This window comes from Brevibacillus sp. 1238 (assembly GCF_029892995.1).
GTDB lineage: Bacteria > Bacillota > Bacilli > Brevibacillales > Brevibacillaceae > Brevibacillus > Brevibacillus parabrevis.
The window spans coordinates 152,207-171,622 of record NZ_JARXWC010000006.1 but is presented as its reverse complement, the minus strand read 5'-3'; the positions used below and the strand labels follow the sequence as shown (position 1 = coordinate 171,622).

General features: G+C 53.8%; 18 protein-coding genes. 5 read left to right on the top strand and 13 right to left on the bottom strand.

Going from position 1 to position 19,416, the window contains the following annotated elements; genetic code table 11:
* Window positions 1-70: 70 nt before the first annotated feature.
* Window positions 71-1,381, bottom strand: coding sequence for a CitMHS family transporter (locus M2298_RS16100; RefSeq protein WP_122963915.1), 1,311 nt, complete (start codon window positions 1,379-1,381; stop codon window positions 71-73).
* A 227-nt stretch (window positions 1,382-1,608) separates the two neighbouring features.
* Here M2298_RS16100 and M2298_RS16095 point away from each other — a divergent pair, with 227 nt between their 5' ends.
* The gene (locus tag M2298_RS16095) at window positions 1,609-1,830 is read left to right on the top strand and encodes a hypothetical protein (RefSeq protein ID WP_122963914.1); all 222 of its coding nucleotides are present in this window, start codon (window positions 1,609-1,611) and stop codon (window positions 1,828-1,830) included.
* 126 nt (window positions 1,831-1,956) lie between these two features.
* Here the strand turns inward: M2298_RS16095 and M2298_RS16090 are convergent, their stop codons facing one another.
* The 5 genes from M2298_RS16090 to M2298_RS16070 form a co-directional block, all read right to left on the bottom strand.
* Complete coding sequence (locus M2298_RS16090; protein WP_063228018.1) at window positions 1,957-2,823, bottom strand: ABC transporter permease; 867 nt, start codon at window positions 2,821-2,823, stop codon at window positions 1,957-1,959.
* The gene (locus M2298_RS16085) at window positions 2,795-3,757 is read right to left on the bottom strand and encodes an ABC transporter ATP-binding protein (protein ID WP_122963913.1); all 963 of its coding nucleotides are present in this window, start codon (window positions 3,755-3,757) and stop codon (window positions 2,795-2,797) included. The genes M2298_RS16090 and M2298_RS16085 overlap by 29 nt, the downstream gene beginning before the upstream one ends.
* Window positions 3,758-3,866: 109 nt before the next feature.
* On the bottom strand, window positions 3,867-5,045 hold the full coding sequence (locus M2298_RS16080; protein WP_173596843.1) for an anti-sigma factor family protein: 1,179 nt from the start codon (window positions 5,043-5,045) through the stop codon (window positions 3,867-3,869).
* Window positions 5,042-5,590: an RNA polymerase sigma factor SigX gene (locus M2298_RS16075; RefSeq protein ID WP_217022346.1), complete on the bottom strand. Its 549-nt coding sequence runs from the start codon at window positions 5,588-5,590 to the stop codon at window positions 5,042-5,044. Before M2298_RS16075 ends, M2298_RS16080 begins: the two co-directional genes overlap by 4 nt.
* A 108-nt stretch (window positions 5,591-5,698) precedes the next feature.
* Window positions 5,699-6,400: an AAA family ATPase gene (locus tag M2298_RS16070; RefSeq protein ID WP_122963910.1), complete on the bottom strand. Its 702-nt coding sequence runs from the start codon at window positions 6,398-6,400 to the stop codon at window positions 5,699-5,701.
* Window positions 6,401-6,467: 67 nt separating this feature from the next.
* On the opposite strand from M2298_RS16070, the gene M2298_RS16065 reads away from it, so the two are divergent.
* Window positions 6,468-7,892: a L,D-transpeptidase family protein gene (locus M2298_RS16065; protein ID WP_173596842.1), complete on the top strand. Its 1,425-nt coding sequence runs from the start codon at window positions 6,468-6,470 to the stop codon at window positions 7,890-7,892.
* A gap of 142 nt (window positions 7,893-8,034) precedes the next feature.
* Here the strand turns inward: M2298_RS16065 and M2298_RS16060 are convergent, their stop codons facing one another.
* The 3 genes from M2298_RS16060 to tkt all read right to left on the bottom strand — a co-directional run bounded on the left by M2298_RS16060 (window position 8,035) and on the right by tkt (window position 13,254).
* Window positions 8,035-8,385, bottom strand: coding sequence for a hypothetical protein (locus M2298_RS16060; RefSeq protein ID WP_122963908.1), 351 nt, complete (start codon window positions 8,383-8,385; stop codon window positions 8,035-8,037).
* Window positions 8,386-8,480: 95 nt separating this feature from the next.
* Entirely contained in the window at window positions 8,481-11,078 is a 2,598-nt protein-coding gene (locus M2298_RS16055) for a transglycosylase domain-containing protein (RefSeq protein ID WP_280648729.1), read from the bottom strand.
* 169 nt (window positions 11,079-11,247) lie between these two features.
* Complete coding sequence (tkt, locus tag M2298_RS16050) at window positions 11,248-13,254, bottom strand: transketolase (RefSeq protein ID WP_280648728.1); 2,007 nt, start codon at window positions 13,252-13,254, stop codon at window positions 11,248-11,250.
* A 129-nt stretch (window positions 13,255-13,383) separates the two neighbouring features.
* Between tkt and M2298_RS16045 the strand changes: the two genes are divergently transcribed.
* Together M2298_RS16045 and M2298_RS16040 are read left to right on the top strand one after the other, a co-directional pair.
* On the top strand, window positions 13,384-13,539 hold the full coding sequence (locus M2298_RS16045; protein WP_167470275.1) for a hypothetical protein: 156 nt from the start codon (window positions 13,384-13,386) through the stop codon (window positions 13,537-13,539).
* Between the two features lie 15 nt (window positions 13,540-13,554).
* Window positions 13,555-14,013 carry an NUDIX hydrolase gene (locus M2298_RS16040; RefSeq protein ID WP_173596840.1) on the top strand — a complete coding sequence of 153 codons (459 nt, stop codon included), beginning with the start codon at window positions 13,555-13,557 and terminating at the stop codon, window positions 14,011-14,013.
* Between the two features lie 33 nt (window positions 14,014-14,046).
* On the opposite strand, the gene M2298_RS16035 is transcribed toward M2298_RS16040, so the two are convergent.
* The 3 genes from M2298_RS16035 to M2298_RS16025 form a co-directional block, all read right to left on the bottom strand.
* A complete protein-coding gene (locus M2298_RS16035) occupies window positions 14,047-14,679 on the bottom strand; it encodes a DedA family protein (RefSeq protein ID WP_280648727.1) in 633 nt (210 codons plus the stop codon).
* Window positions 14,680-14,880: 201 nt separating this feature from the next.
* Complete coding sequence (locus M2298_RS16030) at window positions 14,881-15,087, bottom strand: YqgQ family protein (RefSeq protein ID WP_063228008.1); 207 nt, start codon at window positions 15,085-15,087, stop codon at window positions 14,881-14,883.
* A complete protein-coding gene (locus tag M2298_RS16025; RefSeq protein ID WP_122963904.1) occupies window positions 15,084-15,482 on the bottom strand; it encodes a hypothetical protein in 399 nt (132 codons plus the stop codon). Before M2298_RS16025 ends, M2298_RS16030 begins: the two co-directional genes overlap by 4 nt.
* Before the next feature lie 186 nt (window positions 15,483-15,668).
* Between M2298_RS16025 and M2298_RS16020 the strand changes: the two genes are divergently transcribed.
* Entirely contained in the window at window positions 15,669-16,844 is a 1,176-nt protein-coding gene (locus tag M2298_RS16020; RefSeq protein ID WP_122963903.1) for an MFS transporter, read from the top strand.
* Window positions 16,845-17,048: 204 nt separating this feature from the next.
* On the opposite strand, the gene abc-f is transcribed toward M2298_RS16020, so the two are convergent.
* Window positions 17,049-18,989 carry a ribosomal protection-like ABC-F family protein gene (gene abc-f / locus M2298_RS16015; protein ID WP_280648726.1) on the bottom strand — a complete coding sequence of 647 codons (1,941 nt, stop codon included), beginning with the start codon at window positions 18,987-18,989 and terminating at the stop codon, window positions 17,049-17,051.
* Window positions 18,990-19,416: the final 427 nt, after the last annotated feature.

Here is a 19,416-nt window from a genome sequence, read left to right as displayed (position 1 = left end):
AATTTTGCGTCCAACTGAAAAAGAGGCCCTTCGCCCGGCCTCTTTTTCCCGCAAGTTCGCAAGTTCTCTGCTACAACGTGAGCACTCCCGTAAGCAACGCGACAACGATCATGACAAGCGAAGTGCCGAATGCCCATTTCATGATAAAGCGCTGCGTCTGCGCGTAGTCCACGCCAACCATCCCCAGCAGCAAATATTGAGCGGCAAACAGCGGACTCAAAACGTGCAAGGGCTGGCCGAGAATCGACGCCCGCCCGATCTCTGCCGGATCGACCCCATACGCTGCTGCCGCATTTGCCAAAATCGGCACCACGCCGAAATAATAGGCGTCGTTGGACATGAAATACGTAAAAGGCATGCTGGTCAAAGCGACCAATACAGGCATGTGCGAGCCAAGCGAGTCCGGCAGCCAGGAGACAACCGTATTCGACATGGCGTCAATCATTTTTGTCTCGGTCAAAATGCCTGTAAAAATTCCGGCAGCGAAGACCATCGAGACAGTCGCGAGAGCGTTGCCCGCGTGCGCTGCGATCCGCTCCTTCTGGTCTTCCATTTTGGGATAGTTGATCAACAGCGCGATGGCAAACGCGATCATGAACAAGATGGGCAAAGGCAAAAAGCTGGTGATAAGTCCGAGCATCAGCGCAACGGTCAGCAGCAGATTAAACCAGAGCAGCTGTGGACGCTTGCTCGCAGTTGCTTCATGAGCCGCCGCCAACTCGGCTTGTGCTGGCGACGATGCGCGAGATGCACCGCCAAGCTCGATAATCCCCAGCCGTTTCCGTTCTGCTTTGCCCAATATACAGGCGACGAAAATGACCCAAGCGATCCCGGCAGCCATGGCAGGAATGAGCGGGGTAAACAGCTCGGATGCGTCCAGTCCCAACACACTCATCGCTCTCGCAGTCGGACCGCCCCACGGCGCCATGTTCATGACGCCCAGCGCAAGCATCGGAATGACCGCCAAAATCATCGGTTTGATCCCCATTCGTTGATACAGCGGCAACATGGCCGTGACCGTAATCATGTAAGTCGTCGTACCGTCTCCGTCCAATGCGACCAGACTGGCGAGAATCGCCGTACCGACGACGATTTTCAGCGGATCGCCCTTGACGATCTGCAATATTTTCGCAATCAACGGATCAAACAAGCCAGCATCCATCATGATTCCGAAGTACAGGATGGCAAACAGCAGCATGATTCCCGTAGGCGCAATCTGCTTGATACCGGCAAGCATCATCGTGCCAAGCTGATCCGCAAAGCCGCCGAGCAAAGCAAACACAACAGGAACCACAATAAGTGCAACCAAAGCCGAAAGTCGCTTCGACATGATCAAATACATGAAAACGGCTACCATTAAAAAGCCAAGCCATGACAGCATACCTTTTTCCTCCTTGGGAGAATGCGCTTACAACAACGTGTACGAATGCGCTTTCATTTGCTGCTGTCATTATAGCAATGTTCGTAAAAATCCGAATACAATTTGCGCATAAACAGTTTTACCCGCATTTTTGTCATAAACGTCATAAAATTCACGATACGCCTGTCTGCTTATTCGTTTAAATGGTACAATAGTGACAACCTATATTTTTCCAAACGGAGGTTTGCATGCTCGATTTCGGAATCGCATCCATCCCACTGTTCATCATGCTTTTGTTTTACGGCCTGATCATTTATTTGCTCATTAGCCTGATCCGGTTCATGAACAACAAAATTGCCCTCGACCAAGAACGAAATGAAAAGCTGGACCAATTGATCCAGCTTCTACAAAAAGGCGAACAAAAAGAACCAGCCGCTCCCCCGCAATCCGACCACCTTGACACACGCTAGACCGTCCTGTTGACCGCAAGCACTCACATCCCATTTCATGAAAAACGTCTCGACGTTTTTCCCAGAAAAAAGCCCGAGTCCGTCTCTTCACGGCTCGGGCTGCTATTATTTTCATCTTTGTGCGATCTACACATCCCGCTTTCCAAACAACCGGACAGCCAGCGCCAGCGTCGCCGCGCCGTAAAACAGCGTGTAGAAAAACATCAACTGGCTTGGCGGAGACGTGGTGCCAAATATCCCCTGGGAAGCAAACGAAATCGGGTCCTCCGCTGCCTCGAAAAGCGCGACCGTCGATTGTCTGAACAGCGAATCGGTAGGAAACAACAAGCTGGATATAATCCCGATGTTGATCAGTGCGTTCTCCCCCAAAATCGACCCGATCTGCTCGACAAACCCGCCGATGAAGCTGATTCCGTACAAAATGATCAGGATGATGCCGCCTGTTACCGTCGTCGTGATGCTGCTGAGCAGCAAGGAGACGCAGACGAGAATCACTGGCATCAGGATAAAATACCCGAGCGACGTCCCTATTTGCTGCGCACTCACGTCAACCGCCAGCATGCCTCCGCCAACCCATTGATTGATCCCGAGAATGCCGAGAAACATCAGGAGCGCATAGAGGACAAGCATGCTCGTCAATCCGCCGAACTTCCCCAGGACGTATCGGTGGCGCGGCAACGCCCGGGCCAACCACGTATCAATCTGATGACTCTCGACTTCGTGGGCAATACTGCCGACACTGCTCAGGATCGCGAGCAGCGCCGTAATGAACGAACCAAAGTACAGGCCCATGCCGAGCAGTTGCGTGGAGAAAAAGTTTTTTTGCAGCAGCATGTCACTTGCCCTGCCACCCCATGACTCGTTCATTTCCCGCGCCGCATACCAGGTCGCTACGCCAAACAGCAACAGGAAAGCCAGCGACATCAATATCGTAATCGTAAAAATCCGCTTGGAGATCATCTCCCTATACGTGATTTTCATGATCGGCCACATGTGCTTCCCCCTCCTTCTTTTGCACCCAGTACAAAAATACTTCCTCCAGCGATTGCTGCTTTTGCACAACCTCATGTACTGCAGCGCCTCGGCCAACCAGTGCCTGCAAAAGAGCCGGAACCCGGTTGTCCTGATCCAGAGTCAAAAGCCACGTGGCGCGAGAAGCAGCTTCCCTGAGCAATCTGCTCTCTGTCACGAATGCCGGAAGCTCCTCACCCGCCGAAAAACTCGCCGCTTCCACCGTAAGCTCCACCTGCGGGGCAACGCTGCTCAGCTTGCGCCAATCTCCATGCACGACCAGCTCGCTGCGGTGAATAATCCCTACATAGTTGCAGACGCTCTCCATCTCGCTCAGCAAATGGCTGTTGAGAAAAATCGTTTTTCCTTGATCGCGGAGCCTGGTAATCAACTCGCGCACTTCTTTTCGCCCAATCGGGTCCAGCGCCGAGGTCGGCTCATCCAAAAAAATCAGCTCGGGATCGGACAAGAGCGCACAAGCGATTCCGATGCGCTGCTGCATGCCTTTGGAATAGCCGCGAATGCGCTCGCGCTCACGCCCTGCCAGCCCTACCTGCTCCAGTACATCCCGGATGACCGCTCTGCCCTGGGAACGGGACAATCCGCACAGCTGGGCGTGGTGCTCCAGAAGCTGTTGGCCCGTCAGCCAATCGGGGTAGCGAAACAGCTCCGGCAAATACCCGACCTTTTGCCGCGATTCCACCGTGCCGATCGGATGCCCAAGCATGACGGCCTTGCCCGCTGTCGGGTGCAGCAGACCGAGCATCGTCCTGACAAACGTGCTTTTCCCTGCGCCATTTTGCCCGAGAAATCCAAACACACTGCCACGCGGCACTTGCAAAGTGATGTTTTTGCAGCCCGCCTTGCCGTTGTACTGCTTGGACAAATCCCAGGTCTCGATTACGTAATTGGACATCTCATGCCTCCTAAAACTTGAAACTTTAGCGGAAAACGGGACAAAGCAGAGCCTCCCCCTACAGGAAAACTCTGCCATTCCGCTTTATATTTCGCTTTATGCTGCTTCTTTAGTTCAGCTGTTTTGCCAAAGCCAGAAGTTCTTCTCCACGCTTTTCGCTGCCATCCAAAATGTGGATTTTCCCGTCTTTTTGCCAAACGAGATGCGTATTGTACTCGCTTGTGAGCAGCATGCCCTCTTCGCCGTTCACTTTGACTTCTTTCATGTCGCTTTTGCCGTCCGCCATGTACGGAACAGGAATCGTATGTTTCCAGTCTTTGATGTCAAGCATTTGCTTTTTCACTTGCTCCGGGATGAACGGCAGAGCCAGCATCGTCTCGCGCAGCTTTTCCAGATCTACGCCATCGGGAGCTTTCAGCTCAGGCGCGTCCACAATCGTGTAGGAATAGCTCTCTTTTCCGGTGCCGATATATGTTGTTTGCATTTTCGGCACTTCCAGCGAGATGCGCTTGCCATTCAGCTCGTCGTCGAAGCGAGCATCAATTTGCAGTTGGGCAAGCAGCTTGTTTGCCCGCTCGGTGTCGATTTCGAGATGCATGCGATACGGCGAGGTAACTTCTACCCCTTCCACAGCCATGTCGGCAGGCACTGACGGCAGCTTGACTCCCGCTTTTTCCGCAGCTTCCCGGTTGTTGTAGTAGTGGTTACGGCTTTCCTGTTTGTTGTCATCCATTCCGTCGATTTCGATCTTTCCGATTCCTTTCAGATCGATCTCCCCGGCTTTGCCGCTTGCCATCCAGTTTTCCACTTCTTGCAAGTCTTCTTGCGTCACTTTGACAAATTCGACTTTGCTCATGCGAAACATGGACAAAAAGTCATTAGCCGCCGCCTGTACTTGCGGAAAAGACAGAGACACGGCGACCACAGCTGCTGCCGATGCCGCTGTTACCCAGCGTTTCGTCGATTTGTTCATTTCGTTCCAGCTCCTTTTTGCTTTGCGCTCTTTGTGGTGATTCCACTCACGCAACTGATTGCTCTTGTTTGCCTTTCCTACTGTTTGCGAAAACCGCTGCCAAGCTGCGTCCGTGTTCACTTTCGCCTGATCGGCACGGGCGAATACGTCTGCTTCGATCTGTTCCCGCGACCAAACATCCAAAGCCATCAGCTCATCCAGGCGAGCACGGCATTGCTCGCACTCCGTCAGGTGACTGCGGAACTGCTCGCTCTCCCGGGCTTCGCACTCTCCATCCAGAAAAGCCTGGATAAAGCCCGTATCTGCACATTTCATCCCTCTTCCCCCCTGATCCGCTCGTATAGCCTGCGAAATTTGTTTTTCGCTCGCGCCAAAATCGTTCCGACAGATTGAACCGGAGTTCCAGTCGCTTTTGCCAGCTCGGCGTAGGGAAAGCCGGAGTATTTCATGACCAGCAAAGTACGCTCACGCTCATCCAGCTCGTCCAGCACCTCTTGCACGTGGCTGATCGCTTCTTTTTCCAGCCATGCTTCCTCGGATGACGGCGTGGTGTGCGCCTGATCCGCAGTAGTGCGCTCCTGCCTGTCCTGCCTGCGCTTCTCTGATCGCAAATAGTTGCAGGCTGCATAGAGTGCCGCTTTGGATAGCCAAGCCGGGATATTCTCTACAGCGGAGCGATCTGTATCGTAAAAGGAGAGAAATACTTCCTGAGCGACATCTTCTGCTGCTTGCTGCTCGCGGACAATCCGCATCGCCTGCCGGACAACGAACGGGTAGTAAGCGGTAAACAGATCGTGAAACGAGTCTGCATCGTCTTGCACCCGCGTCTGGTTCATCGCCAGTTTTGCCTGCACCTCCATCACGTCTCCTCCTTCCTGCAAAGGCCGCTGACTCAGCTTCTATCGCGTTCTACACCTTATAGAAACCGCCGGGACCTTTTTTGTGACAGGATATTTTTTAAAAAATCGTTATTCGTCTAAAAAAGCAGCCGGCTTCTCCAAAAACCGCCGGGTCAGTTGGTAGTGCTCCGTCTCCTGATACCGCACTTCCTGCACAGGCGATTCGTCAAAGCTGAAGATTTTCGCTCCGGGAAAGCCCATCAAAATCGGGGAATGAGTCGCGATCACAAACTGCGCGCCCTCTGCCACCAGTTCGCGCATCAAAAACAAGAAGGCCAGTTGACGTTTGGGCGACAGGGCCGCCTCAGGTTCGTCCAGCAAGTAAATGCCTTTGCTGTTGAAGCGGTTGGTGAACAGCGACATGAACGCTTCCCCGTGCGATTGCGCGTGCAGCGACCTCCCGCCGTAACTGCCGCTGCCGCCGATCGAGTCGATGTGGCTGGCAAACTGGTAAAAGCTCTCGGCCCGCAAGAAAAAACCGTTCGTCTGCTTCGGAAGCCAGGAAAGCCGGATATAGTCGCCCAGACTCGCTTCGGACTTGTGGACGTCATAATAATTGTTGCGCGATCCGCCAGCCGTGTGAAAGCCGCACTGATACGCGACGGCTTCGAGCATCGTCGACTTGCCCGAACCGTTTTCCCCGACCAAAAAAGTCACGCTCGTGTCCAGCTCGATCGCCTCCAAATTTCGCAGCGACGGCAGGTCAAACGGATACCGCCCCGCCTCGGGAAACTTCTCGCGTAACAGCTTGATCGTCCGTAAATAAACCATTATTTTCCCCTCCACACTCACTTTTTTGCCGAGCCACGCCGATACAACCATATAGGGGGGAGTATCGGTGGACAAGGTTTCCTTTCTTCAGGAAAAAAGCGCCTTTCATATGAAATATCCAGAGCAAAGCGACCTCTCCTTCTACCGGTGGTTTACCCAGCAACACCCGGATGAAGCGATTGGCTGGTACCATCTTGGCCAAGCAAAAGAAGCGCAAGGCGACACGCAGCAGGCGCTCGCCGCTTACAGACAAAGTCTTTTTGCCAAACAAGGCCCTTATTTTAACGAGGCGCGAGACGCCTATCAAAAATTGCTTCGCGAGCAAAAACGCCAGAACTGGCGCAACCAGGCACGCTTGCTTCTGGCGGGACTCGCCTTTTTGTACGCCCAGTTTGTGTTCTCACCCGGACCTTTGCAAGATGCCGCTCCTGCTGCCCGCACACAGACAGCGGAAAAGCCTGTCGGCACTCCTGCTGGATCGCAGCCTCATGTCGAGGTGATTGCGGTTCCTGCGGCACTTGACCCGAAACAATTGCAGAGCCAGGTTCGCCGTTATGTAGAGGGGCGTCGTCCGGCGCTGACACAGCCGTATACAGTCATCGTCGTTCCGGAAGTGCCCGGATCGCCGCTGTTTACGCCACTGTTGTTTTATCAGCCCAAACAGGTAAAAGGGATTGTGCAATACAATCCCGCCAGCCGGAGTGTCATCAGCCAGCGCTGGTTTGCAGCACCAGCCAGCTTCGCTCAGGAGGCGGCGCTTGCAACAGCGCGCACAGACCTCGCAACCGAGCAGCAAACACTCCAGCACGTGCTGACATTGCGCAATGCCCTCTATCGCTACTATCAGCAAAAAGGGACCCTTCCAACCAGGCTGGCGGATTTGGCAGCAAGCTACCCCGGCAACTATTTGCCGCAAATCCCTGTTCCGCCAAAACGTCTCTTGCTGGAAAGCTATCCGTATCACCCCGCTGCTTTTCAGAGCGGAGCGGCATGGGCAAGCTTGCGCGATGTCCTGCCGCTTCCCGGCTATCCTGAGCCGCTGTCGCCTTTGGAACCGCTGCAAGTTCGCCTTGCACAAAAGTCGCACACGCTCCAGCTTTTGAGCGGCACGCATCTCGTGCGCAGCTATCCGGCGGGCATCGGCAAAAACGACTCGACGCCAGAGGGGTACTATACGATCTTGCAAAAAATCAACAAACCGCGCGGCCATGACAACATATACGGCACACGAGGGATGGTTTTTCAAGGAAACGGCTATGCGATCCACGGCACCAACCATCCGGAGAGCATCGGAACCTCCGTGTCTCTCGGCTGTGTGCGCTTGCTCAATGCCGCTGTGGAGGAACTGTACTCCTTCGTCTCACTGGGCACCGAATTTATCATCTCGGATGCCCCTGCTCCCGCAAGCCCGTGGAGCAATCCGCCTTTGTTCGTCCTTCCGGCGGGACCGGAAGAAGAAACGCCACAAGTCATTTACACCTGGCTGCATTAATGTGCAGCCTTTTTCCTTTGAAAAGACGAATCAGCCCTTCGCCTGGTTACGTGGAGATTCCATCCAAGCCAGTCGCCGCACCCGCATCCGCGGACGAAAAAAGCGCGCTCCCAAAGCGGGAACGCGCTACTTGTATTTGGTCTTATTTTTCTTCTTCCAACTGACTGATCGTTTCTTCCTGTTCTTCTTCCGGATTCCAGTAGTCGAGCACTTTGCCTTGCAGAACCTTGCCTTTGATAAACTCCACCTGCTGCTCACTGAAATCTTCTGTCCATTCGACGCCTAATTCCTCCGCCAACCGCACGACAGTCAACAGCTCTGACCAAGCGACGTAGCGTTTGTACCAGAAAAACTGTGGCTGCTCGTTCATATATGGGTACAGGTCGTCAAAATCGGTATGTTTACAGTCGAGAGCTCGCTCAAAATTCACTTTGGCTCGGCTAAGTTGTTCCTTGAAAAAAGTGGGCAAATCTCTTTGTGCGAAGTCAGACATGGACTGTCCCCCTGTCTCCCGATTTACTGGTATTGTACCACGCGAAAGAAGATGTGCAAATAGCTGAATCTGTCGAGTTGTCTATCCTATGCCGCTCAGCCGCCGTTTGTTCCATTTGCTGGCGGCTGCTGTTGGCCGCCGTCTACAGGCTGTACTGGCTGCTGGCTGCCGTCAGAAACTCCCCCCGGCTGGTTTGCTCCCGGATTGGCGATATCAGGCGGAATCTCTCCAGGATTTCCCGGGTTGCCCGTATTGCCCTGGCCCGGATTCGGATTCTGACCGTTCGGCTGTCCGCCGTTGTTGCCGTTGTTGCCGTTGTTGCTGTTGTTGCCCTGGTTGTCGCCGCCGCCGAAATTCGGCGGAATCGTCACAGAGCCGTCGCCGTCGCCGTTGCCGTTATTGTTTTCATCCGGATTTTGTCCCTGATTGTTGCCGTCCTCGTGGTGCTCTTCTCCGTCGTTAATCAGGTTCTCCAGATTTTGCATGTTAATCTTGGTGATCGGGGAAGGAGTCTGCTCCTCGCCCTGGGCGTTGCGCGGAACCACCACATAGCGATACTGGTTCGGATCATCCAGCACATCGACATAAGTCGTATCCTTCAAGCCGGAAGCGATCAGCACGCGCTCGTCATTTTGCTTGACGCGATAGACGTCATACGTGTAATCAGGAGAACCGCCAATCCAGCTCAAGACTACTTTCATCTGGTTGTTTTCCATAGTCAGGTCTGCTGCCAGTTGCAGCGGCTGCACTGTCTCTTCTTCCGGCTGTTCTTCGACGGCACCTGCTGGCGGTTGGAAATCTGTCGCCTTCACGCCCTTCAGACCTGCTGCGAGCACTTTGGAAAACATTTGCGCCGTCAAGCTGCTTCCCTGACGCATCAGATGCTGTTTGTCCTCGGGATCGAAGCCCATCCAGACCGCTCCGACGTATTCTGGCGTATAGCCGACAAACCAGGCGTCTTTGTTCACACCGCTGTCTCCGGCAATCGATTGGGTCGTCCCGGTTTTTCCGGCTACATGACGGCCAGAGATTCGGGCAGCTTTCCCCGTCCCTTCCTGAACCGCCCGCTCCAGCATCGTGTGAACCGTCCACGCCGCCTGCGGCTTAAGCACTTGCGTTTGCTTGTCTTCGTATTCACGAACGACGCCTTCGCTCTTGTTCTCGATTTTGGCAATCGTGTGCGCTTCCGACATAACCCCGCCGTTGACAAAAGTCGTGTACGCCTGCGCCATTTTCAACGGAGACGTCCCTTGGCTAAGACCGCCGAGGGCGATGGCCAGGTTGCGGTCCTCCGGCGCCAGGTCGACGCCGAATTTTTTCAGGTAATCCAGCCCGTTATTGACTCCGATTTCATTTAACAGCCAAACAGCAGGCACGTTGAGCGAGTCGATCAGGGCGCGGTTCATGCTCACCGTTTCGCTGTATTTGTTGTTGTAGTTGCGCGGCTCATAGCCGTTGAAGCTTTGCTTTTTGTTGCTGAGGGAAGAGTTCGGCCCCCATTTTCTGCCGTCCATATCAACCGCAGGCGCGTACACCGCCAGCGGCTTGAAGCTGGAACCTGGCTGGCGCTTCATGTCAGTCGCGTAGTTAAAGCCTTTTGCGGCGTAGTTGCGGCCGCCCATCATTCCGGCAATCCCGCCGTTTTTCGCATCCACGACAATCATCGCCGACTCGACGCCGCGTTTTGCGCCGTCTTTCGGGAAGTTTTTCGCGTTGGCGTACTCCGCGATCATCGCATCCTGTACTTTCGGATCGAAGGTCGTATAGACGTGCCAACCGCCACGGTACAACTCTTCCTCCGTCACGCCGTAATTTGCTTCCGCTTCGTCCACCATATGGTCGAAGAAAGCGCGGTAGCCTTTTTTCAGGCTCGCTCCAGCCGTCTCTGTCGGCTCGGTAGGCAATGCCTCCGCCTGCGCTTCATTTTTTTGTGCCTCGGTAATAATGCCTTGCTCGTACATCAGGCGAATGACCGTATCGCGCCGCAGCTTCGCCTTCTCTGGGTTGTTGAACGGCGAGTACGTCGTCGGCGCTTTCGGAATTGCTGCGAGCATCGCTGCTTTGGCAACCGTAAATTTATCAGAGCTGACGGACATTCCGAAGTAGTAGTTCGAAGCGTCCTCGATCCCGAACTCCCCTTCACCCAAGTACACGCGGTTGAGATACATTTCCAAAATCTGATCCTTGGAATAGCGGCGCTCCAGTCCGATCGCAATGCTCATCTCTTTGGTCTTGCGCCAAAACGTTTGGTCCAGGTTGAGGAAAACGTTTCTGGCAAGCTGCTGGGTGATCGTGCTTCCCCCTTCAGCCAATGAACCTTTTTTAATGTCATTGATGATAGCTCCGCCGATCCGTACCATATCGACGCCTTTGTGCTCGTAAAACCGTTTGTCCTCGACAGCAAGGAATGCGTCAATCAACACTTTGGGCACTTCGTTGATCGGTTTGTATTCACGGTTTTTTTGACGTATCAGACTCGTCATCTCTTCACCGTTTTTGTCATATATGACCGTTGGTTCTGCTTTCAAGTCTTTCAGCTTCTGTTCGTTTTCCGCAATCATCCGGTCTCCCGCGTACAACAGGGAAAAGTATCCCCCGATGACGCTCAAGATGAGAAAGACGGCGAATCCTACGGCAATCATCAGCAAGTTGTTCTTTTTCTTCCTGACTTTCTTCTTGGCCTTTGTTGCCATTTCTTACCTCCTGGTTTTCTCTCTCCCCCGCATCTTATATAGACGGATGCTTTTGAAAAAAGTTTCTCCCTTTTGGCACGTGTCTATCATTCCACACTGTTTCGGTTTTGTCACTGGAAAAGCCTATCTCCTTGTGAGAGATAGGCTTTTCTTATGAAGCAAAGGCAATTTATTTGAGCAGCCCTTCTGCTGTAGCCACTACATTTTCTACGGTGAAGCCGTATTCGCGCATGATGCGGTCGCCAGGTGCGGAGGCGCCGAACTGGTTGATCGCGATCACTTTTCCGCCATCTCCAGCATAACGTTCCCAGCCCATAGGAGAGCCCATCTCTACTGCTACACGCGCTTTTACTGTCGGAGGAATAACCGCATCGCGGTACTCTTGCGGCTGACGCTCGAACAGGTTCCAGCTTGGCATGGACACGACGCGTGCCTCGATTCCGCGGGAGAGCAGCTCTTCACGCGCTTGCATTACCAAGGATACTTCGGAGCCGGTAGCCAGCAAGATCAGTTGCGGATTGCCGCTTGGAGCGTCTGCGAGCACATATGCCCCTTTGCTCACGCCTTCTCCCGCTTTCTCGATGGTCTCTGGCAAGACTGGCAAGTTTTGGCGAGTCAAAACAAGTACGACTGGCTCGTCTGTGCGGGAAACAGCGTATTTCCAAGCTTCGTTTGTCTCTACGGCATCAGCCGGACGCATAATGGTCAGTCCTGGCATCGCGCGCAAGGACGCCAATTGTTCGATCGGCTCGTGAGTCGGACCGTCTTCCCCTACAGCGATAGAGTCGTGCGTGAACACGTACACAACCGGCTGTTTCATCAGAGCAGACAGGCGGATAGCCGGACGCACGTAGTCAGAGAAGACGAAGAACGTACCGCCGTATACTTTTACCCCACCGTGCAGAGCCATACCGTTGAGTGCTGCCCCCATGGCGAACTCGCGAACACCAAACCAGATGTTGCGGCCATCGTAGGAGCCTGGCAGGAAGTTGCCCGCTTCTTTGATCACTGTGTTGTTGGAGTGAGCCAGGTCTGCGGAACCGCCGAGGAAAAACGGCACGGATGTTGCCAATGCATTGATTGCGTTTCCGGAAGCGACGCGGGTTGCCAGCTTCGCCCCTGCTTCGTATACCGGCATGTTGGCATCCCAGCCTGCTGGCAGGTGGCCTTCCTGTGCTGTCGTGAATTGCGCAGCCAGGTCCGGATATGCTTTGGCGTACTCGGCAAACAGGTCACGCCATGCCGCTTCCGCTTTTTCGCCCGCTTCTGCCAGTCCTGCGTAGAAGTCAGCCACTTCCGCAGGAACGTGGAACTCTTGGTCATGCGACCACTCGTAGTTTGCTTTTGTCAGCTTCACTTCATCTTTGCCGAGCGGTGCGCCGTGGGAAGCGCTGGAGCCGCCTTTGTTCGGGCTGCCGTAGCCGATGACAGTTTTGACTTCGATCAGCGTAGGACGATCCAGATCTTTTTTCGCTTCAGCGATAGCGGCATCAATCGCTGCCAGATCGTTTCCGTCTTCTACGCGCAAATATTGCCAGCCGTACGCTTGGTAGCGTCCTGCCACATTTTCCGAGAACGAGCGGGACAGTTCGCCGTCCAGGGAGATATCGTTCGAATCGTACAGCACGATCATTTTGCCCAGTTTCAGGTGAGCAGCCAGGGAAGAAGCCTCGCTGGATACGCCCTCCATCAGGTCGCCGTCGCCGCAGATGACATACGTGTAGTGGTTCACGATGTCAAACTTGTCGCGGTTGTAGACAGCTGCCATATGTTTTTCCGCCATGGCCATACCGACCGCCATCGCGATCCCTTGTCCCAGCGGTCCAGTCGTTGCGTCAACACCAGCCGTATGTCCGAACTCCGGATGGCCAGGCGTTTTGCTGCCCCACTGGCGGAAGTTATGTAGGTCTTCCAGAGAAACATCGTATTTCATCAAATGCAACATCGAGTATAATAGCATAGAGCCATGTCCCGCAGACAAGACAAAACGGTCGCGGTCGATCCATTGCGGATTGCTTGGATTTACTTTCATGAAACGGCTCCACAGAACATGAGCCATTGGGGCAGCGCCCATCGGCATTCCCGGGTGGCCGGAATTTGCTTTTTCGATGGCATCAATAGCCAGCGTGCGGATGGTGTTAATGGATAGCTGATCGACAGACGTATGCTGAGTCATCTCGCGAAATCCTCCCTGTGCTTTTCTATAAAATCATACCTAGTATCGGGTAAAACACACTGTGCCATTATAGCACAGTTCAAAGTCAGATTCATGCTTGCTTTCATAGAATAAGGAGGTCTTTTTCGAATGTCTTCTACGCTCTACCTCATCATTGGAATTGTTTTGGCCATCGCCGGTTTCGGCATGCTGTTCGCAGCGATGAGCAGTTCCCCTGCCCTGAAGAAAAACCGGGAAAAACTGCGCAGAAAAGCGGCCGAAAATCATCGTCCCGAAGAGCATTGAGAAAGGAACCTCGTCATGCGAAACTACTTTACGATGCCAGTTGCCGTGCACCTGTTTTTGCTGCGCGGACAGGAAATTTTATTGCTTCGCCGTTACAATACCGGATATGAAGACGGAAACTACAGCGTTCCGGCCGGACATCTGGACGGCAATGAAGAAGTCAAGGCAGCAGCCATTCGCGAGGCCAAGGAAGAGTGCGGGATCGACCTCGCACCAGCGGACCTTTCGCTTGCAGGAGTCATGCACAGACGGTCTTTTGACGAGCGCATCGACTTTTTCGTCGCCGCGCGTAACTGGCAGGGCGAGATCGTCAACGCCGAGCCTGACAAGTGCGACGAACTGATTTGGGTCGACCTCGACAAGCTGCCCGACAATATGATTCCCTATGTGAGACAAGCCATCTCCAATTACAGAAGGAACGAGTGGTTTGACAGCTTCGGCTGGGAAGCTTCCTCTGCACACGCCGCCAATTGAAAAAGGAGCCAACTGTACCTGCAAGCTCTTCGCTCAGGCAGTCGGCTCCTTTTTCAATTGTTGAGGGCAATCCCCGCTTTCCTGCGAGTCGGCAGGAAGCATAAAGCAACGCAGTCGTATGTACTGGCGAATCACCATGTAGACAGCGGCTGCCAGTGCTACCGTCGTCAACGTAATTTTGCTGTAGGAATACACGCCTGCAAGCATCACATCCAGCTCAGCGGCAAACCAGTAGCCCATGAGAAAATAATGCAGCGTCCAGACAAACGTGCTCGGTAAAAAGAAAGCCAAAAACTGTCTGAGCGGCATCCGATACAAGCCCGCGACGATTGGCACGATATGGCGAATCACCGGAATAAACATGCTGATCGCCAGCACCCAGCCCATGTATTCTTGCTCCCAGTCCATGAGCCTGACGTGCTTGTGCCAACGCTTGCCTGCCCATTTTGCCAATACGGGCGCTCCCAGCCAGGCACTCACCAGATAGCCAGCCCCCACTCCCGCGCTCACAGCCGCAAACACCGCTGCATACACAACCAAAAACCCGGTGTCCACATGCGCCATTCGTGCGCCAAAGCCGATCACTGACATCTCATCGGGTAAAAGCTGCCAAAAAAATTGTTTCCATAACGAATGAAACATGATTGCAAAACTCGCCTGCTCCACAGCCGCTCCCCCTCTCCGATTCCCTGCTTCTATCGTAGCGGGTAAACCTTTCTAAAAGAGAGAGAATGCCTTAAGTTTTCTAAAAGGAATCCTGAAGAATTTCTTAAGAGAGCGGCACGGGTGTGAACAGGCGCACAAAACAAAAAACGCGCTTATCATCGCCGCGTCGCAAAACGGCAGATAAACACGCCTGTCCCTGGTTTATCGGGCTTCCATCGCTTTGCGCTTGCTGTGCACAGCTGACATGGCCTCCATAAACTCTTCTTTTTCAATCACATTCAGTTCGTACAACTCGCGAATTTCGTCTTCTATCAGCAACAGATCCCCCACCGGGTCCCCCGTGTAGATGAACAAGCCGAAGCGGTGCAGAAACGCCTTTAAATCGAAATCATTGGGGTTGGCTTTCAATAGGCTCCCTCCAGATCGATTTCCATCCTCGCGAGGACGGCATCGTAGTCAAACTCGACAGCAAAGCCGGTAATAACGATGATCTTCGCATACGGATACGCCTCTTTCCACGCCTCCTCCTCAACCGGTTTCAATCCGACAAGATAGAGCGGATCTTTGGAAAGCTCCGGGTGCTCCTGGCACAGACGCAAAAATTCGCGGCATCTGTCCTGCTCCTGTGCCGCATTCAGAACGAGTACCGCGCGTTCCACTTCCTTTGACTCCCGTTGTCCGGCAATCAGTTCAAACGTTTTTGCAGTAGGCACCATCGCGTTCACTTCCGGAAAACGGTCGAGAACCTCATCCAGCCAATCATCTTCATGCCAGGCCAGGTAGTACAGCATTGCAGTAGACATGATCACAAACACCTCATGGATATATACTAGACAACTTGCCAAACGATTCTTCTTTCTTTTCCATTATAGCACGAGAAGTGCACGGCTGCCCACGCCACTCGCTTGACTTCGACAGTTCGTTCACGTAAGGTGGAAAATGCAAGCAACTGATAGTGATGATTTTTGTGTGAAACGAGGTAATTTGTTGTGAAGAAGAAGCATCTTGCCCTCTTGTTCTTCGTCGCATTTTTGACCATGCTCGGATTCGGTATTATCATTCCCATCCTTCCCTTTTTTGCAGAAAAACTGGGTGCGACCTCTTTTCAGATCGGCGTTCTGTTCGCCAGCTACAATATTATGCAGCTGTTGTTTGCACCCGTTTGGGGAACTCTCTCGGACCGGATCGGGCGCAAGCCGCTCGTTTCTTTCGGGCTACTCGGCTTTGCCGTGACGTTTATCCTGTTCGGAATGGCGGAAAGCTATACGGAAATGCTCGTTTACCGCATTCTGGGCGGAATCGTCTCTGCTGCCGCGTTGCCGACTGTAACGGCGATGGTTGCCGATTTGCTCCCAACTGAAGAGCGAGCAAAAGGGATGGGGGTCGTCGGCGCGGGCATCGGGCTCAGCTTTGTATTCGGCCCTGTCATAGGCGGCCTGCTCAGCGGCTACGGCTTTGCCGTTCCGTTTTACGCTTCGGGGCTTGTCGCGCTGCTGACGTTTTTCTTCATTCTTTATGCGTTGCCGGAAAGCTTGCCGAAGGAAAAGCGGACGAGCCTGCGAAAAGAGGCCAGTCAAAACCCGCTGGTCTCGCTCTTTGGCTCCCTGTCTCTTTTGTACGGCATTTTGTTCGTCGTGTCGTTTGCCTTTTCCGGTCTGGAAACGACTTTTGCCCTGTACATCCATGACTTGTACGGCTTCACATCCAAAGACCTCGGCTACATGTTCCTCGTCATGGGCATCATTGCAGCCTGTGTGCAGGGCGGCTTGATCGGCCGCCTGGTCAAGCAGTTCGGGGAAGCGGCCATTCTCACCGTGGGGATGATTTTTTACGGGATCGGCTTTTTCGCCATTCCGCTGTCGGGAAACTTTTGGGTACTCGCTTTGATTCTGTCTTTGTTCGGCGCGGGCCAAGGCATGATTCGCGCAACTGCCACCGCGATGATTACGCAGCGAACAACGGAAGGCCAGGGGATCACAAGCGGAGCGATCAGCTCGATGGACAGCCTCGGTCGCATTCTCGGCCCGCTGGCTGGCGGCGCCGTCTACACCTTTTCGCACAGCGGCCCGTTTTTCCTCGGCGGCGTCCTGATGGTGCTGATTCTGCTCTGGTTCCAGTTGAGCCATCGGCGACTGCCGGACCCGGAGCCGACGGTGCAAGCTTAGAGCCATAGGCGAGAGCTGGAACAGCAGCCGAAAGTTCGATCTTGAGGCGTCGGTGAGGACTGCTGAACCCGGAGCCAATCATTCAAGCCTAGTCACATCGCCAGGCAAAAAGCGAGGCAGCAACAGTCTTATTGACGACTGTTGCTGCCTTTTTTATGAACATAGTCTCTAACCTTTTCCAAATCGACGCACTTGCCGCCTGCCTTACACTTCCTGCATGCTCACCCAGGCGACGTAGCAGTCATCGATTTCTTGCTGGACGTGCTCGATTTCTGTTTGCCACGCAGCCAGTTGCTGATAGTCCGTCTCTGCTTGGGAAAGCAGCCCGGTCAAGCTCGCCTTTTTCTCTTCCAGCTTGGCAATTCGCTGTTCCAGCTCAGACAGCTTGTAAGTGTTCGGGCGTTTTGGCGCTGCTTCTGTGGCTACCACTTCCCGCTTAGGCTCTGGCGGCTTTGGCTTTGCTGCTGGCTTGGCTTTTGCTTCCCCCGCAAGTCTGTCCGCCCTCTTCTGCGAACGTTCCTTTTGCTTGGCTCTCGCCTCTTCATACGTGCCTACGTCATGCACGATCCGCTTGTCTTCCACCCAGAAAACGCCGTCTACCATTTTTTGCAGAAAATAGCGGTCGTGGGAAACAATAAACAGCGAGCCGTGGAAATCGGCGAGCGCTTCCTCCAGCGTTTCCCGCGCTTCAATATCGAGATGGTTCGTCGGTTCGTCGAGAATGAGCAGGTTGATGTCCTGATGCATCAACTGGGCCAGGCGCAAACGCATTCGCTCGCCACCGCTCAGCTGGCTGACCTTTTTGAACACATGCTCGCCGTAAAACAGAAACTTCGCCAGCAAATGTCTCGCCTCTGCTTCCGTCACTTTCGCGACATCGCGGAACGCTTCGATCAGCCGCTGGTTTTGATCCCCTTCCAACGCTTGCTGCGAGAGATAGCCGACTTTGACGCTGCTGCCGATTGCGAGCCTGCCTGCATCCGGCTCTGTCTCTCCCAAAAGCATGCGGATCAACGTGGACTTCCCGCAGCCGTTTGGCCCGAGCAGTGCTTTGCGCTCCCCGAAACGAAGCAGCAAGCTGGCGTCTGCAAACAGCTGCTTTCCGCCGTACGTCTTGTGCACGTCTGTTACGATCAGCACGTCCTGGCCGCTGCGGTCTGTCTTTTTGAATTGCAGCCCCATCCGGTCCGCTTCCATTTTCGGCCGCTCGATGCGTTCGATCCGGGCCAACGCTTTTTCCATGCTTTTCGCCCGACGGTGAAACGCCTCGTTTGGCGGGTTGGAGCGATTGCCCCACTCTTTTAGCCGCTTGATTGTCTCTTTCATTTTTTTGATCTTTTTCTGCTGCTCCTGGTAGGCGGCAAACTGCCGCAGCAAACGCTCCTCCCGCTCGGTGGCAAAGGCGCTGTAGTTTCCGATGTAAAACTCCGCTTCCCCGCCGTCCACATGGTAGACAGAAGTAACGACTGCATCCAGGAAATAACGGTCGTGGGAAATAATCAGCACCGTTCCCGGATAGCTCTGCAAAAATTGCTCCAGCCACTCCATCGACTCCACGTCCAGATGGTTCGTCGGCTCATCCAGCAGCAGGACATCGCTCTTTTGGCACAAAAGCTTGGCAAGCCCCGCCTTCGTTTTCTCCCCTCCGCTCAGTTGGGCAAACGGCGTAGCGAGCAGCTCTTCGCTTACTCCCAATCCTTGCACGACCTGAGTCATGCGCGTCTCCCACTGGTAGCCATCCTGCTGCTCAAATTCGTCTTGCAACTTCTGGTAACGCTGCATCAGCCGATTCAACGCCGCTTCGTCCTCGTAGAGCAGCGCCATCTGGCTTTCCAGCTCGCGCATCTGCTCCTGAATGTGGCGAACTTCAGCAAAAGCGCTCGCCACCACATCTCGCCCCGTCCACTCCTGCGGATACTGCGGGGATTGCGGCAAATACGCCCACACCGTTCCTTTTGCCCGGTACAGCTCGCCTGAGTCCGGACTTTCGATGCCTGCCAGCAGTTTGAACAAGGTCGTCTTGCCCGCACCGTTTGGGCCGACGATTCCTACCCGCTCGCCCGCTTTTATTTCCAACGTAATATTTTGCAAAACCGGATCGGCTCCGTACGATTTTTGTAATTGAGTAGTTGCGACGATAATCATGATTTTTTCCTCCCTGGTATGTGGTACGGTTCAACATAATGGTCTTTCCTGGCCGGCCCCGGCGATTTTTGCCCCCATATGCCATCTGTCTGCCAAAAGGCAAAAATGGACGCAAAAAAGCCGCAGGCCATTACCTGCGGCATCGCGAGGGGAAGATATCGTCAGCCAAAAATGCTGCCCGAATCAGTCACCCATTATTGACAAGAACAAACCGTCCCTGGTCGATGCATGGTACGCCTATGGAAACTTCGTTCAGTTGTATGCGCAAAAATGGGCAGACTGGTCCCGTTGAAAGAAAAATCATGCGTCATACTGGAAGTTTCTACCACAAACCACGCCTGAACGGTTCCGAACACGTACACACACCTCCATTCCCAAGGATTAGGTAAATCTTATCCACCATCATAGTACAGCTGCGAGCGAAAAA

Coding starts and splice junctions, on each gene's coding strand:
- M2298_RS16100 (WP_122963915.1), bottom strand. CDS start 1,381: ATGCTGTCATGGCTTGGCTTTTTAATGGTAGCCGTTTTCATGTATTTG.
- M2298_RS16095 (WP_122963914.1), top strand. CDS start 1,609: ATGCTCGATTTCGGAATCGCATCCATCCCACTGTTCATCATGCTTTTG.
- M2298_RS16090 (WP_063228018.1), bottom strand. CDS start 2,823: ATGTGGCCGATCATGAAAATCACGTATAGGGAGATGATCTCCAAGCGG.
- M2298_RS16085 (WP_122963913.1), bottom strand. CDS start 3,757: ATGTCCAATTACGTAATCGAGACCTGGGATTTGTCCAAGCAGTACAAC.
- M2298_RS16080 (WP_173596843.1), bottom strand. CDS start 5,045: ATGAAATGTGCAGATACGGGCTTTATCCAGGCTTTTCTGGATGGAGAG.
- M2298_RS16075 (WP_217022346.1), bottom strand. CDS start 5,590: ATGGAGGTGCAGGCAAAACTGGCGATGAACCAGACGCGGGTGCAAGAC.
- M2298_RS16070 (WP_122963910.1), bottom strand. CDS start 6,400: ATGGTTTATTTACGGACGATCAAGCTGTTACGCGAGAAGTTTCCCGAG.
- M2298_RS16060 (WP_122963908.1), bottom strand. CDS start 8,385: ATGTCTGACTTCGCACAAAGAGATTTGCCCACTTTTTTCAAGGAACAA.
- M2298_RS16055 (WP_280648729.1), bottom strand. CDS start 11,078: ATGGCAACAAAGGCCAAGAAGAAAGTCAGGAAGAAAAAGAACAACTTG.
- tkt (WP_280648728.1), bottom strand. CDS start 13,254: ATGACTCAGCATACGTCTGTCGATCAGCTATCCATTAACACCATCCGC.
- M2298_RS16045 (WP_167470275.1), top strand. CDS start 13,384: ATGTCTTCTACGCTCTACCTCATCATTGGAATTGTTTTGGCCATCGCC.
- M2298_RS16040 (WP_173596840.1), top strand. CDS start 13,555: ATGCGAAACTACTTTACGATGCCAGTTGCCGTGCACCTGTTTTTGCTG.
- M2298_RS16025 (WP_122963904.1), bottom strand. CDS start 15,482: ATGTCTACTGCAATGCTGTACTACCTGGCCTGGCATGAAGATGATTGG.
- abc-f (WP_280648726.1), bottom strand. CDS start 18,989: ATGATTATCGTCGCAACTACTCAATTACAAAAATCGTACGGAGCCGAT.